Below are 14,193 nucleotides of genomic sequence, written 5' to 3' on the forward strand. Positions count from 1 at the left end.
TACTTATGTTCGGACGTCCTCTCCTGCGTTTTGTCCGCAAGGATACGCACATCAACTTCATGCGCGGCCGCTTCATGGGGCTGATTGTCTCCGCCGTGCTTTCGATCGCATCGCTTGTTCTGTTCTTCCATCCCGGCCTTACGCTGGGCCTGGATTTTCGGGGGGGGATTGTGGTGGAAGCCCAGACCCCCGGCCCGGCTGATTTTGCCAAAATCCGCGCAGCTCTGGCCGAGCATGGGGTATCGCACGCCTCCTTCCAGTCCTTCGGGGCTGCCAATGATGTTCTGATCCGGCTGGATGCGGGTTCCGAGCAGGATACGCAGGCCATTGTGGACAAGGTGCGCCACACCGTGGCCGAATCCCTGCCCGGCACCACCATCCTGCGGGCCGATGCGGTCGGGGCTTCGGTTTCGGCCGAGCTGTTCCGCAACGGCATGCTGGCTCTGGCCCTCAGCCTTGCCATGATTCTGGGTTACATCTGGTTCCGGTTCGAGTGGGAGTTCGCCCTGAGTGCGGTCATCACACTCGTACTCGACCTGACCAAGACCGTGGGCTTTCTGGTCCTGACCGGCTTTGAGTTCGATCTGGTTATGGTTGCCGCAATCCTGACCATTCTGGGCTACTCCACCAACGACAAGGTGGTGGTTTATGACCGTGTGCGTGAGAACCTGCGCAAATACCGCACCATGCCGCTGATCGACCTGATCAACCTTTCGATCAACGAAACACTCAACCGCACGCTGGGCACGTCCTCCACGGTCTTTCTGGCATCCCTGCCGCTGGCCCTGTGGGGAGGCGCCACGTTGTCCGGTTTTGCGTGGACCATGCTGTTTGGCATTGTTGTTGGCACGTCCTCCTCCATCTTTATCGCAGCACCTCTGCTGCTGTTCATGGGGGAAGGTCGCCTCAAGCGCGGCGCCAAAAGTGGCAAGGCTACGGCCCCATCGGCCTGAAGCCCCACCACAATTACGACTGACACAAAAAAAACGGAGCAGTCAGACTGCTCCGTTTTTTTTACGCCTTAATGGCGGGAGAGTGGAACGGGCACACCGTTGGGTAACACCAGCATACTGTTCCCTAATGGGGCAGGTTCATCAATGGTTGCCAGAAAAGCCTCCACCTTAAGCCCTGCCACCTTGAGCGTATTGCTGCCCGGATGGTCCCGAAAAACCAGAATGGCGGCCAGCGCCTCCCGGTCGGCGGTAACGATCTGTACAATCTGCGGCAGGCTCAGGCCGCCACTCATCAACTGCCCGCGCGCCATGCCATTGGCTATGGCGTAACTATACAGCAACGTGCTGGGCGTTTGCTCCACCTTGAGCTGATACGGCACACTCTGGCACCCCGCCACGCCAACAAGGGCAAGCAGGGCGGCAAACGGAGGCGCTTTATAAAAAAAGCGGAATACAGAGGGCTTCATGGTTGAGAGCCTACTCCATATTCCGCCTGTCGAAAACACAGTGCTTGCCGTGGGCATACGCCACAGCGCCTGCCCACGGCCCAGCCTTTAGCCCTGCGGTGTGGTCTGCTGCGTGTTGCGCGCGGCAAGTTCATCGCGGATCTGGGTCAGCAGGATTTCCGTCTGGGTTGGTGCGGGCGGTGCTGCGGGCTTGGCTTCCTCACGCACATGCAGGCGGGTCAGGGCTTTGACCATCCAGAAAATGGCCATAGCCACGATCAGGAACTGGATAACAGCGTTCACGAACAGGCCGAGGTTAAGCGTAACCGCGCCAGCTTTTTGCGCGGCGTCCAGCGTTGCTTCATGCGGACCTTTAAGGGTGACAAACAGGTTGGAAAAATCAATCCCGCCGACCAGCAGACCAATAACGGGGTTGAACACATCCTTGACCAGGCTGTTCACAATCCCTGTAAACGCCGCACCAATGACCACACCAACAGCCAGATCAACCACATTGCCGCGCATGATGAAGGAGCGGAACTCGCCCACCCAGCCCGGTGTACGCACGTGGGCCTTAAGATCAGTTTTAAGATCAACCATAAATTCGGTGTCCTGTTTAAAAGGTTTTCTGCAAAGATACTGTTCTGTATCCGTGTGGCTGGCTATTTCTCAAGCGTTATTATTGGAATAACCAAAAATCTTTGCCATATCTGCCCCCGCCGCGCCGTTATTGGTGCAGACTATTCAGGACGTTACCCCGCATCGGGCTGTGGCCTTAACGCCAGTTGCAGGTAAAAGGTGCATAATCAACGGTTGATCCTGCTGCCGCATACCGTTATATGCACGGCAATTCGGCCCGGTCGGTATCGGGCCTTCGTCTGCTGTAAAGAAAGACCTGTCCCATGAAGTCCGGCATTCACCCCGAATACCACGAAATCACCGTCATCATGACCGACGGCACGGAATACACCACCCGCTCCTGCTACGGCAAAGCCGGTGACACCATCCGTCTGGACATTGACACCAAGTCCCATCCGGCGTGGACCGGCGTGCAGCGCATCATGGACACCGGGGGCCAGGTCGCCAAGTTCAACAAGCGCTTTGCTGGGATCGGCACCCGTTCCAAAGGCTGATTTTTCTAGCCTTACCGTGTGCTTTTGGCCCCGCCCTCTTGAAAAAGGAGGCGGGGCTTTCCACGTTTGGAGCATGGCTGATGCCCCACGGGGGTTAGCCAGAAAGACCTGCCACACAGGCCGCCTTATGGGGCCTGCTGCACGGCAGAACCTTGCTGAACGAGGAGGTTCCACATGACTTACGATTTTGCACCCCTATTCCGTACCGCCATCGGCTTTGACCGGCTGGCACAGGTAATGGACACCGCAGCCCGCAGCACGGGCACCCCCAGCTACCCCCCCTATGACATTGCCAAGACCGGGAGCGACAGTTACGCCCTGACCATGGCCGTAGCAGGCTTTGCCCCGGATGATATTGAACTGCTGGTGCAGGACAGCACGCTTGTTGTCTCCGGCCGGGTCAGCGCCCCACAGGACGAGGGCGAAGTGCTGCACCGCGGTATTGCCCGCCGCGCCTTTGAACGCCGCTTTGCACTGGCAGACCATGTTGAGGTTACAGGGGCGGATATGAATAACGGTCTGCTCCGCATCAGTGTACGCCAGATTGTGCCAGAAGCGCTCAAGCCCAAGCGTATTCCTGTTAATGCAGGCCAGACGGAAGGGCCACATGGCGTGGCTAAGGTGCCCACACCACCTCAACAGGCCCATACTCCCTTTGCGTCCACTTCCACACTGGCAACACCTGCCGCCCCCCGAAACCAGAGCGTGCCAAACGCGGCCTGAACCCGCCTTGCAGCCCCAAAAGGGAGTGGAACTCCGGTTCCGCTCCCTTTTGTTGTATTTTTGCAGCTTGACCTGAACGGGCTGCTCCCTCCATATCGGGGGCATAGATGCGCGTCGGCAGGCACGCAGGCTTCGGAAGAGGTTCCAGGCCGTCAATTTACCGGTGCCTGCGTGAGCGCCGCCCGACGACAGGATAGAAGCCAAATGACGACCTTACCCTTGATGCCAAAAGCAACCGCTGTGTGGCTGATCGAAAAGACCGCGCTCAGCTTTGAACAGATTGCCGCTTTTTGTGGGATGCACCCGCTGGAAGTGCAGGCCATTGCCGATGGTGAAGTCGCTCAGGGCATTGTTGGCTACGACCCCGTTGCCAACCACCAGCTTGCACTTGAAGAAATCCGCCGTTGCGAAGCAACACCTACGGCGCGGCTTAAAATTCTGGCCACGAACAACCCCGTGCGCCGCCGCTCCAAGGGTGCGCGTTACACGCCGGTTGCCAAGCGCCATGACCGTCCGGATGGTATTGCCTTCCTGCTGCGCAACTACCCGCAGCTGAGCGAACAGCAGATTGTAAAACTGCTTGGCACCACCAAGGACACCATTGCCAAGGTGCGCGACAAGCAACACTGGAACACACCCAACATCAAACCGCGTGACCCGGTGACCGTTGGCCTGTGCAGCCAGACAGACCTGAACGCAGCCGTAGCCGACGCCAATGCCCGGCTTGAGCGCGAAGGGGCGGAAATTCCCGTACCTGCACTGGATGCAGGCGATCTTGATTTTTCTGCTGAATAAAATCCTGCCGGATTTATCTGCCGCTTTTACATATGCGGCAGATAAATCCGCACTGCGTTTTTAGCCCGCCAGCCGTTCAATTTCTTCCTTGATCCTGAGCTTTTGCAGCTTCAGGCACATCAGAACGCGCTCATCCGGTCTGGGCCTACCCCCTTCGGAAGCAATCTTCTGGTCAATATGGGAATGGCGGTGTTTGAGAGACTCTATCCTTGCTAGGCGCGCCATGGCTGCCTCCATTCGGTTAGTGACTCTTTTACGCTAGCGTACAGACGGCCAGAAATTTCATGTTAATTTCATATTCCACTGCATACCGATATGCGCTGTGCACATGGAACTTTTTCCCGTTTGCGCAAGCTGGCCGCGCAATGCATGGTTGGTAAAGAGCGCCATAAATGCGACAACGGAGTAATCCGATTGAATGCACGAGTCAGATGCACACAGGGAGAACCAGCGCCATGATGCAAGACCGCGAGTCACTACTGGGGCAGCTTCTTGAGCTGCGAAGCGAGCATCGTGATCTGGATACGGTCATCAACAGAATGACCAATGAGACAACCTTTATCGACCAGTTGTACCTTCAGCGGCTGAAAAAACGGAAATTACTGCTCAAAGACCGCATAACACGGGTTGAAAGCCAGCTGATACCCGACAATATTGCCTGACTTTGCAACAGGACCAGCATTAGCAAGACCGGATACCCTACCCCTGTGAACACAACAGCCCCCCAGACCACCACCTCCCACGCAGCAGATAACAGCGCAGCGGCCGCGCCCCCCAAGGTTGGCATTATCATGGGCAGCCAGTCAGACTGGGAAACCATGCGCCATGCCGATGCCATTCTGAACACGCTGGAAATCCCGCACGAAACCCGCATTGTCTCTGCCCACCGTACACCGGACCGGCTGGCGGAATACGCCCGTACGGCGGCGGATCGGGGGTTGTCTGTTATTATCGCCGGGGCTGGGGGCGCAGCCCACCTGCCCGGCATGTGCGCGGCATGGACCCGCCTGCCCGTGCTGGGTGTGCCAGTGGAATCCCGCGCACTCAAGGGCATGGACAGCCTGCTCTCCATTGTGCAGATGCCCGGTGGCGTACCCGTTGGCACACTGGCCATTGGCTCGGCCGGGGCCAAGAACGCAGCTTTGCTGGCGGCCTCCATTCTGGCCCTGCAAAACCCCGAACTGGCCGCACGGCTGGAAGCCTGGCGCGCGGTACAGACCGCATCGGTTGCCGATACACCCGTGACAGAAAACGAATGACCCATACACACGCAGCTCTGGCCCCCAATGCCGTTATTGGCATTGTGGGTGGGGGGCAGCTTGGCCGCATGTCTGCTGTTGCAGCCTCCCGACTGGGCTATAAAACGCATATTCTTACTCAGGACGCACATGGCCCGGCCGCACAGGTTTGCAGCGCCATAACCCTTGGTGCGTATGATGACCCCGCAGCACTGGACGCTTTTGCCAAAGCGGTTGATGTGGTCACCTTCGAGTTTGAAAACATTAGTGCCGATGCACTGGACCGGCTGAGCAGGCACTGCCCTGTGCGCCCGTCGGGCAATATCCTGCGCATCAGCCAGGACCGGCTGGCGGAAAAAACCTTTCTGGCAGAAGCCGGGGTACCACTGGCACCGTGGCATGCGGTAACGGACCATGCCTCCCTGCACGCAGCGGCAGACCGGCTGGGCTTTCCGCTTATCCTCAAAACCACCCGCAACGGGTATGATGGCAAGGGCCAGCGCCGTGTGCAAAGTGCTGCGGAACTGGATGAAGCCTTTGCTGCACTCGCGCCGCACCCGCTGGTGGCCGAAGGCATGGTCGATTTTGCCTGCGAACTGAGCGTTATGGTCGCCCGCGGCACAGATGGCACAACCCGGTGCTTTGACACGGTTCTCAACCACCACTGGCACGGTATTCTGGACCTGACACTCGCCCCGGCCCCCGTGCCTGAAAGCGTTGCGGCAGAAGCCGGCCGGCTGGCCGCCCTTATTGCCGAGCGGTTTGATCTGGTTGGCATTATGGGCGTGGAAATGTTCCTTGTGCGCGATGGCTCACTCATGGTGAACGAGGTCGCACCTCGCCCCCATAATTCGGGCCACTGGACTATGGATGCCTGCGCACAGGACCAGTTTGACATGCACATCCGCGCAGTTGCGGGTCTGCCCCTGCCCCACGCCACCCGCCATTCGGATGCGGTGATGAAAAACCTTGTAGGCCCCGAAGATATGGCCCTGTGGCCCGCCATTTTGGCTAATCCGGGCCATATTCCGCATCTGTACGGCAAAAAAGAGGCCCGTGAAGGGCGCAAGATGGGGCATGTGAATATTCTGTTCCCCTACGGCGCACTCCCCGGGGACTGGGGCATACAAGCGGCTCTTGGCCCGCTGGCAACCAAATGTGCCTCCCCCCCACCTGCGGACGAAGACTGACCCCCGCCCCACGGCCTGAGCAGAAGAGGCGCGGCTACAGCAGCCCTGCCTCCTTCATGCTCAGGACCCGCTCCCGGCCTACAATCAGGTGGTCCGCCACGTGCAGCCCCACAACGCGGGCGGCGGCAATGATCTGCGCGGTCATGCTCATATCCTCGGCAGAGGGCATGACATCGCCGCTTGGGTGGTTGTGCACCAACACAAAACCACTCGCCCTCAAAGCCAGTGCGCGCCTGACAATCTCACGCGGGTAAACGGGAGCATGGTCCACAGTACCGCGCCCCATAACCTCCTCCCCCACAAGCCGATTGGCTGTATCAAGGAACACTACGCGCATCTGCTCGGTTTTTTCATGCGCCATAAGGGCAGACAGATACGCATTCAGGGCCGGGCGTTCGTGCAGCACACTCCCCTGCTGCAAACGCGCACGGTGCAGGCGGAACGCACTCTCACGCGCAAGAATTAACAACACGCGCGCAGCTTCGGGGAGCAGGCTTACACTCCCCTCGTGCTGTGCTGCTGCCGCCAGCACGGCAGAGAAGGTTGCGTATTCCCCCATCAAAGCTTCAGCCTGCTCAATGGCCTGCGCTTGGGCCATGCCTGCCGCCCCAAGCAATGCGGCAAGGCATTGCCTGTCATCCGGCCCTACGGCTTTAGCCTGAGGCAGCTCCGGCACCAGCCCTTCTGGCGGCCTTGTTAAAAAAGCCATGCCATCGGCCATGCCCGGTGGGGTGTGGGGGCGGCTCACCAGTCTGCTGCCATCTGGCGTGCACTTGCCCATGCACTCGCCCCAACCACCATATGGTCATGCACACTCACCGCAAGCAAAGGCGCAGCTTTGCGCAGGCTCGCAACAAAAGGCGTGCAATTCTGGAGCAGGGTTTGCACGTCCTGCCCCGGTTCGGCCAGATACACGCTCACAACCGCACTGGCCTGCACCTCCAGCGCGCGTTGCAGAACATGGGCCACAGCCTGCTGCACACGCTCTGCTTCGGCTTTTACGGTTGGCATGGCCCATGCCAGTTGCTCGTCCGCCAGCAGGGTATTGCGGCTATCCAGCAGCAGCATGCGCATCTGCGGCCGCTCCGCCGCGCGCAAAACCGTGTTGCAATACAGCAAAAGACTGTCCCAATCGCCCAGATAGGCACGGTTACTGCCGCCATCGCGCACCAGACAGGCTGCCACATCCGGCAACTGTGCGCACAAGGCTGCGGCACCGCGTGGTGCCCCCGCCCCCTGCAACACCGCAGGCGCGGAATCGAGCACGGCGGAAAAAGACCCGAACTGGTTGATCAGGCTTTTGGCCAGGGGTTTGGTATCGCGCCGGGGGACGCCGTAAAACAGCAGCATTTCCAGCAATTCGTAATCAGCCAGCCCGCCCGCACCGTGGGCCAGCACCCGCTGACGCATACGTTTGCGATGCCCCACAGGCCCGGTTGATGCAAACACGCTCCCCCCTTCCTGAACGGAAGAAGCCGGGGGCGGTGGCATCTTTGTTTTCGCCATCCTATTGCTCCGATTGGCCTGAGGCGGACATCACTATATAAGAGAATGGTGACGACATTCGAGCCCCCTTCTCACCCCACCTCCGATGCTGCTCCGCAGAGCGGCTCCTCCTACCTTGCGCGCCTGAACCCGGAGCAACGCGCGGCCATTGAGACAACAGATGGCCCGCTGCTAGTTCTGGCTGGTGCAGGAACCGGCAAAACCCGTGTGCTAACCACACGTTTTGCCCATATCCTGCTAACCGAGCGTGCAAAGCCGTGGCAGATACTGGCGGTAACCTTTACCAACAAGGCCGCGCGGGAAATGCGCGAACGTGTTGCCCTGCTCCTTGGCGCGCCGGCAGAGGGGCTGTGGCTTGGCACCTTCCATGCCCTGTGCGCACGCATGCTGCGCCGCCACGCGGAATATGTGGGGCTGACCCAGAGCTTTACCATTCTGGACACGGACGACCAGCTCCGCCTGCTCAAGCAGGTTATGGAACCCTGGCAGATTGACACCAAACGCTGGCCCGCACCCGGCCTGCTTGGGGTTATCCAGCGCTGGAAGGACCGGGGGTTAACACCTGCGCGTGTCACCCCGTCCGAAGATACGGACTTTGCCAATCATCACGCCCGCGCCATTTACGAGGCTTATCAGGCCCGCCTGATACAGCTCAACGCCTGCGACTTTGGCGACCTGATGCTCCACGTGACCGAAATCCTGCGGACCCGCCCCGATGTGCTGGCCCAGTACCACCGGCTGTTCCGCTATATTCTGGTCGATGAGTATCAGGATACCAACACCGTGCAGTATCTGTGGCTGCGCCTGCTGGCCAAACAGGCCGATGGCACGGCCAATATCTGCTGCGTGGGGGATGATGACCAGTCCATCTACTCCTGGCGCGGTGCGGAAGTTGAAAACATTCTGCGGTTTGAAAAAGATTTTCCCGGCGCAAAAATTGTCCGGCTGGAACGGAACTACCGCTCGACCCGCCACATTCTGGGTGCCGCCGCAGGGCTGATCGCCCATAACGGGGAACGGCTGGGCAAAACCCTGCGCTCGGGGCGGGATGACCCCTCGGATGGGGAAAAAGTGCTGGTCACCAGCGTATGGGATTCGGACGCCGAGGCCCGCAGCGTGTGCGACATAGCCGAGCGCCTGCACCACAAGGGACAGTCTCTGGCGGAAATGGCCATTCTGGTCCGTGCCGGGTTCCAGACCCGTGCATTTGAGGAGCGGCTTGTACAGACCGGCCTGCCCTACCGCATTGTTGGCGGCGTACGCTTTTACGAGCGGGCCGAAATCCGCGATGCACTGGCCTATATGCGCGTGGTCAGCCAACCGGCGGATGATCTGGCGTTCGAACGGATCATCAACGTGCCCAAGCGCGGCGTTGGCCCGGCCAGCCTGCAAAAACTGCGCGAGGCGGCCCGCTTTGCCAATACTCCGGTGAGTGTTGCAACCCAGACCATGCTCGAAACCGGCCAGCTCAAGGGCAAAATGGCCGACCAGTTGCGCACACTCACCAATGCCCTGAACACCACGCGGGATATTCTAAGCCGCGAAGGCCATGTGCTGGCCGTTGAACACCTGCTGGAAGAGAGCGGCTACCTTGAAATGTGGCGCCTTGACCGCTCGCCCGAAGCCCCCGGACGGCTGGAAAACCTGAAGGAACTTGTGCGCGCTCTGGCCGACTTTGGCACGCTGGGCGAGTTTTTGGAGCATGTCTCCCTTGTCATGGAGACGGACGAAAAAGCGCAGGATTCCAAACTCTCGATCATGACACTCCACGGAGCCAAAGGGCTGGAGTTTGATACGGTGTTCCTCCCCGGTTGGGAGGAAGGGGTTTTTCCCTCCCAGCGCACGCTGGATGAAGGCGGGCTTAAAGGGCTGGAGGAGGAGCGGCGTCTGGCCTATGTGGGCATTACCCGTGCACGCAAACAGGCCATGATCTTCCATGCCGGGAGCCGGCGCATTTACGCCAACTGGCAGCCTTCCATGCCCAGCCGCTTTCTGGATGAACTGCCAGAGGAGCACATCAGCCGCAAAAACGAAGGCGGCTCCGCCCGCCGCGGCCTGTTTGCCGAACAGAGCCTGTTTGACAGCGGCCCCGTTGTGGCCCGCCGCAAACGCCCGCCCGAAGCGGAACCAGCCTTTGAGCTGGGGCAGCAGGTCCGCCACCCCCGTTTTGGCGTGGGCATCGTTATTGCGGCTGACCGCAACCATCTGGAAATCGCGTTTGAAGACGCGGGCACAAAACGACTTCTTTCCTCCTTTATCGAGAAACTATAATGGCCCCCACACCCCGCCGCCACGCTACAAGCCTGGAAACCATTTCTGTCACCGTACCCGAAGCTGCGGTGGAAGCTTACGAAAACGCCATTGGCAGCGTCTGCACCACGGTTGGTATTTTTGAGGCCAACCCCGAAGGCACTCAGTGGCGGGTTGAGGGCGTAAAAGACACGGGCCACCGTGAGGACGAACTGACACTGGCCCTTATGCTGGCCGAACTGACCAGTGGCGTATCCGCCCCGCTGGAACGCGCGGCAACCGAAGCCGAAGGCTGGCTTGCCCGCACTTATGAGGCTTTTCCCGAACAGAAGGTGGGCAAACGCTTTGTGGTGCGCGGCACCCATCTGCCCGATGCCCCCGAGGCAACCCGCATTGTGCTCACGCTGGATGCAGGCGTGGCTTTTGGCTCGGGCGAGCATGGTTCCACCCGTGGCTGCCTGCGCGCACTGGAACGCATTGCCCACCGCCACCCCCGCCGTATTCTGGACCTTGGCTGTGGCACGGGTATTCTGGCCATGGCCGCAGCAGCCCTTTTGCACCAGAAGGTGCTGGCGGTGGATATTGAGCCGTGGTCGGTCCGTGTTTCCGCCCAGAATGCGCGGCGTAACCGGCTGAACCGTGCCCTTACCTGCCGCCTTGGCAATGGCTGGCAAACGCCCGCCATCCGCAAGAACGCACCGTATGATCTGGTTTTTGCCAATATTCTGGCCCGCCCGCTGTGCCTTATGGCCAAGGATCTGGCACAGGCACTGGCCCCCGGCGGCACGGTTATTCTGGCAGGCCTGCTGCAAACGCAAATCCGCATGGTGCTGGCGGCCCACCGCAGGCAGGGACTGGTGCTTGAGCAGGTCCTGACCGAAGGGGACTGGGCAACCCTGATCCTGCGCCGCCCCGGCGCCTCTTGCCCCGCCTGATCTTTTGCCACACCTTTGCGCAGGGCAGCCTATGCCTGGGCCACCCTGTGCCAGACCTTAGCCCCAAATCTGCGGAGTAGTACCTTGGCTTCCTTATCCATGAGCAGACTCACCTCGCTACGTGCCGTATTGCGCCAGAACGGGCTGGATGGCGTGATTATTCCACATGGTGATGAGTTTCTGGGGGAGTACACCCCGGCCTGCGCACAGCGGCTGGCATGGATAAGCGGTTTTACCGGCAGCGCAGGCACAGCCATTGTGCTGGCAGACAAGGCCGCCGTTTTTTCCGATGGTCGCTACATCACCCAAATGGACCAGCAGGTGGATGGCGCGTGCTGGGAGCGTGTGCATGGCGGGCAGCTGCCCCCCGCCACGTGGCTGGCCGCCAACGCCCGGCCCGATGCCAGCATTGGCTACGACCCACGCATTATGAGTGCCGCGGAACTGGCCCCCTACCTGCAACATGAGCAGCTTTGCCTTACCCCCACCGCGCATAATCTGGTGGATGCACTCTGGCAGGACCGCCCTGCCCTGCCTGCTGGCCCCGCGTTTATACACCCCCTGCGTTATGCGGGTGAAAGTTCGGCCAGCAAACGCGAGCGCATTGCGCACGACCTGCGCCATCTGGGGCAGGATGCCGCCGTGCTGAGCGATTCAGCCTCCATTGCCTGGCTGCTCAATATCCGTGGGGCGGATATTCCCTGCACCCCCGTTGTGCTGGCTTTTGCCATTATCCATGCCGATGCAAGCGTTGACCTGATTATCCAGCCCGACAAAATTCCCGCAGACGTGCGCGCATGGCTGGGGACGGAGGTGCGTATCCATGCCCCCACAGAGCTGGAGCAGATGCTGGCCTCATTGGCCGGGCGCACCGTGGGGGTAGACCCGGCAAGCAATGCCGTGTGGTTTACACAAATACTGGGTCGCCATAACGCAACCGTTGCCACCACACCCGACCCGTGCCTGCTGCCCAAAGCCTGCAAAAACCCGGTTGAGCAGCAGGGCATGCGCGCAGCCCACCTGCGCGACGGCGTGGCCCTGTGCCGCTTTTTGCACTGGATGGACACCCACGCCACCACCACAACCGAACTGGATGCCGCCAAACAGCTCGCCACATTCCGGCGGGCTGCGGCAGACTATGTGGAGGACTCGTTTACGGCCATTTCAGGCACGGGGCCAAACGGGGCCATTATCCACTACAGCGTAACCCCGCAGAGCAACCGCGCCATAGCCGCCAATGACGTTTACCTGATCGACAGCGGTGGCCAGTACCCCGATGGCACAACCGATGTCACCCGCACGCTCTGGTGTGGCCCCAACACACCCCCGCCAGCGCTAAAAGCCGCGTTTACCCGCGTACTCAAAGGCAACCTGCGCCTTGGCCATGCGCGCTTCCCCACAGGCACAAAAGGCCACGCGCTGGATGCACTGGCACGGTACGACCTGTGGCAGGCCGGGCTGGATTTTGACCACGGGACCGGCCATGGCGTTGGCAGCTTTTTATCGGTGCATGAAGGGCCTGCCCGTATTTCCAAGGCTGTTTCCGCCATTGCGTTGCAGGCGGGCATGGTCCTGTCCAACGAGCCGGGTTTTTACCTGCCCGGTGCTTACGGTATCCGGCTGGAAACCCTTGTTCTGGTCCGCCCGGCCGAAGTTGCAGACTCCACGCGGCCTTTTCTGGAGTTTGAAACCCTGACCCTGGCCCCGTTTGACCGGAAACTGATCGACCTCTCCCTTATGGGGGAGGCAGATACCGCCCTGCTGGATAGCTACCATGCAGAAATCTTGCATCAGATTGGCCCGCACCTGCCCGCAGATGCAAAAAATTGGCTGCAAACAGCCTGTGCGCCTCTCAATAAGGCGTGATAGCAGGCTCTAGCCACCAATGGTCACGTAAATGGGAATCGCCTGAGCGCCCAAAGAGGCGCAGAACAGGCACCGAAGTTGAAAGGGAGCTTCTCAGAATGACAGCACATAGCAAGACCATTCCCGCCACACTTATTCCCGGTGATGGCATTGGCCCTGAAATTGTTGAATCGGTTATAGAAATTCTGGACGCGGTTGACGCCCCGTTTGTATGGGACCGTCAGCTGGCCGGCATGGCTGGTGTAGATGCGGTTAACGACCCACTGCCCAAGCAGACCATTGAGAGCATCCGCCGTACGGGCCTTGCCCTTAAAGGCCCGCTGACCACACCAGTTGGTGGTGGCTTCAAGTCCATCAATGTGACACTCCGGCAGGAATTCGGCCTGTTCGCCAACCTGCGCCCCACCAAGACCATTGTCCCCGGTGGCCGGTTTGAGGACATTGACCTCGTTCTCTTCCGTGAGAACCTGGAAGGCTATTATGCCGCCATGGAGCACTACATTCCCGTGGGTGAAGACCCCAAGGGTATTGCTCTGAGCTCCGGCTTTACCTCCCGCGCGGAATGCCGCCGGATTGTCAAATACGCCTTTGATTATGCCGTAAAAAACAACCGCAAGACGGTTACAATCGTGCATAAGGCCAACATCCTCAAGCTGCTGACCGGCCTCTTCCTTGAAGAAGGGCGCAAGGTTGCCGAGGAATACAAAGGCCGCATCGCCTTTAACGAACGGATTGTAGACGCCTGCGCCATGCAGCTCGTCATCAACCCATGGCAGTTTGATGTGGTTGTGACCACCAACCTGTTCGGGGACATCCTGTCCGACCTGACCGCTGGTCTGGTGGGTGGTCTGGGCATGGCACCGGGCGCGAATATTGGCGAAAAAGCCGCCGTGTTTGAAGCCGTCCATGGCTCTGCACCCGACATTGCTGGCAAAGGCATTGCCAACCCGCTGGCACTGCTGCTGGCTGCGGTCATGATGCTGCGCCATGTTGGCCACGACAAGCAGGCTGACCGGATTGATGCCGCGATCAAAAAAGTGATCACCGAAGGCGGCGTCCGCACCAAGGATCTGGGCGGCAATGCCACATCCAAGGAACTGACGGCAGCCCTCAAGCAGGGTCTGGCCTAAGTTACAGGCCACCTCCTCCGCCACGGGC

Annotated in this window: 16 protein-coding genes; 11 read left to right on the forward strand and 5 right to left on the reverse strand. The window is 60.0% G+C overall.

Translation table 11 applies throughout. From position 1 onward, the window contains the following. The first annotated feature begins 5 nt into the window (after nucleotides 1-5). Nucleotides 6-953: a protein translocase subunit SecF gene (gene secF / locus ACSYTG_RS07805; protein ID WP_086645840.1), complete on the forward strand. Its 948-nt coding sequence runs from the start codon at nucleotides 6-8 to the stop codon at nucleotides 951-953. Between the two features lie 68 nt (nucleotides 954-1,021). On the opposite strand, the gene ACSYTG_RS07810 is transcribed toward secF, so the two are convergent. Together ACSYTG_RS07810 and mscL are read right to left on the reverse strand one after the other, a co-directional pair. Continuing rightward, entirely contained in the window at nucleotides 1,022-1,420 is a 399-nt protein-coding gene (locus ACSYTG_RS07810) for a hypothetical protein (RefSeq protein WP_086645839.1), read from the reverse strand. An 87-nt stretch (nucleotides 1,421-1,507) separates the two neighbouring features. Continuing rightward, nucleotides 1,508-1,999, reverse strand: a complete 492-nt coding sequence (gene mscL, locus ACSYTG_RS07815; protein WP_086645838.1) for a large conductance mechanosensitive channel protein MscL — start codon at nucleotides 1,997-1,999, stop codon at nucleotides 1,508-1,510. Nucleotides 2,000-2,301: 302 nt separating this feature from the next. Here mscL and rpmE point away from each other — a divergent pair, with 302 nt between their 5' ends. From rpmE to ACSYTG_RS07830, 3 genes are all read left to right on the forward strand, one after another. Continuing rightward, entirely contained in the window at nucleotides 2,302-2,532 is a 231-nt protein-coding gene (rpmE, locus tag ACSYTG_RS07820) for a 50S ribosomal protein L31 (RefSeq protein WP_086638545.1), read from the forward strand. A 174-nt stretch (nucleotides 2,533-2,706) separates the two neighbouring features. Next, nucleotides 2,707-3,255, forward strand: coding sequence for an Hsp20 family protein (locus ACSYTG_RS07825; RefSeq protein WP_489782870.1), 549 nt, complete (start codon nucleotides 2,707-2,709; stop codon nucleotides 3,253-3,255). A 204-nt stretch (nucleotides 3,256-3,459) separates the two neighbouring features. After that, nucleotides 3,460-4,050 (forward strand): DUF1013 domain-containing protein, encoded by a 591-nt coding sequence (locus ACSYTG_RS07830; RefSeq protein ID WP_086645837.1) that lies wholly within the window; start codon nucleotides 3,460-3,462, stop codon nucleotides 4,048-4,050. Nucleotides 4,051-4,110: 60 nt separating this feature from the next. Here the strand turns inward: ACSYTG_RS07830 and ACSYTG_RS07835 are convergent, their stop codons facing one another. After that, nucleotides 4,111-4,275, reverse strand: coding sequence for a YdcH family protein (locus ACSYTG_RS07835; RefSeq protein WP_086646044.1), 165 nt, complete (start codon nucleotides 4,273-4,275; stop codon nucleotides 4,111-4,113). A gap of 230 nt (nucleotides 4,276-4,505) precedes the next feature. Here ACSYTG_RS07835 and ACSYTG_RS07840 point away from each other — a divergent pair, with 230 nt between their 5' ends. Genes ACSYTG_RS07840 through ACSYTG_RS07850 form a run of 3 tightly spaced genes read left to right on the forward strand, consistent with a single transcriptional unit; the run spans nucleotide 4,506 to nucleotide 6,478 of the window. Continuing rightward, complete coding sequence (locus ACSYTG_RS07840) at nucleotides 4,506-4,712, forward strand: YdcH family protein (protein ID WP_025824960.1); 207 nt, start codon at nucleotides 4,506-4,508, stop codon at nucleotides 4,710-4,712. A 45-nt stretch (nucleotides 4,713-4,757) separates the two neighbouring features. Next, nucleotides 4,758-5,309, forward strand: coding sequence for a 5-(carboxyamino)imidazole ribonucleotide mutase (purE, locus tag ACSYTG_RS07845; RefSeq protein ID WP_255375210.1), 552 nt, complete (start codon nucleotides 4,758-4,760; stop codon nucleotides 5,307-5,309). Beyond that, the gene (locus tag ACSYTG_RS07850) at nucleotides 5,306-6,478 is read left to right on the forward strand and encodes a 5-(carboxyamino)imidazole ribonucleotide synthase (RefSeq protein WP_489782871.1); all 1,173 of its coding nucleotides are present in this window, start codon (nucleotides 5,306-5,308) and stop codon (nucleotides 6,476-6,478) included. The genes purE and ACSYTG_RS07850 overlap by 4 nt, the downstream gene beginning before the upstream one ends. Before the next feature lie 34 nt (nucleotides 6,479-6,512). Here the strand turns inward: ACSYTG_RS07850 and ACSYTG_RS07855 are convergent, their stop codons facing one another. Together ACSYTG_RS07855 and ACSYTG_RS07860 are read right to left on the reverse strand one after the other, a co-directional pair. Then, nucleotides 6,513-7,226, reverse strand: a complete 714-nt coding sequence (locus tag ACSYTG_RS07855; protein WP_489782872.1) for a JAB domain-containing protein — start codon at nucleotides 7,224-7,226, stop codon at nucleotides 6,513-6,515. Continuing rightward, nucleotides 7,223-7,984, reverse strand: a complete 762-nt coding sequence (locus ACSYTG_RS07860; RefSeq protein WP_489782873.1) for a JAB domain-containing protein — start codon at nucleotides 7,982-7,984, stop codon at nucleotides 7,223-7,225. Before ACSYTG_RS07860 ends, ACSYTG_RS07855 begins: the two co-directional genes overlap by 4 nt. Before the next feature lie 45 nt (nucleotides 7,985-8,029). On the opposite strand from ACSYTG_RS07860, the gene ACSYTG_RS07865 reads away from it, so the two are divergent. The 4 genes from ACSYTG_RS07865 to ACSYTG_RS07880 all read left to right on the forward strand — a co-directional run bounded on the left by ACSYTG_RS07865 (nucleotide 8,030) and on the right by ACSYTG_RS07880 (nucleotide 14,165). Further along, complete coding sequence (locus tag ACSYTG_RS07865; protein ID WP_278741399.1) at nucleotides 8,030-10,255, forward strand: ATP-dependent helicase; 2,226 nt, start codon at nucleotides 8,030-8,032, stop codon at nucleotides 10,253-10,255. Beyond that, nucleotides 10,255-11,169 (forward strand): 50S ribosomal protein L11 methyltransferase, encoded by a 915-nt coding sequence (locus tag ACSYTG_RS07870; protein WP_489782874.1) that lies wholly within the window; start codon nucleotides 10,255-10,257, stop codon nucleotides 11,167-11,169. The genes ACSYTG_RS07865 and ACSYTG_RS07870 overlap by 1 nt, the downstream gene beginning before the upstream one ends. An 84-nt stretch (nucleotides 11,170-11,253) precedes the next feature. Then, nucleotides 11,254-13,035, forward strand: coding sequence for an aminopeptidase P family protein (locus ACSYTG_RS07875; protein WP_489782875.1), 1,782 nt, complete (start codon nucleotides 11,254-11,256; stop codon nucleotides 13,033-13,035). A gap of 98 nt (nucleotides 13,036-13,133) precedes the next feature. Further along, nucleotides 13,134-14,165, forward strand: coding sequence for an isocitrate/isopropylmalate dehydrogenase family protein (locus ACSYTG_RS07880; RefSeq protein WP_086645832.1), 1,032 nt, complete (start codon nucleotides 13,134-13,136; stop codon nucleotides 14,163-14,165). Nucleotides 14,166-14,193: the final 28 nt, after the last annotated feature.

The organism is Acetobacter sp. ESL1128 (assembly GCF_058505085.1).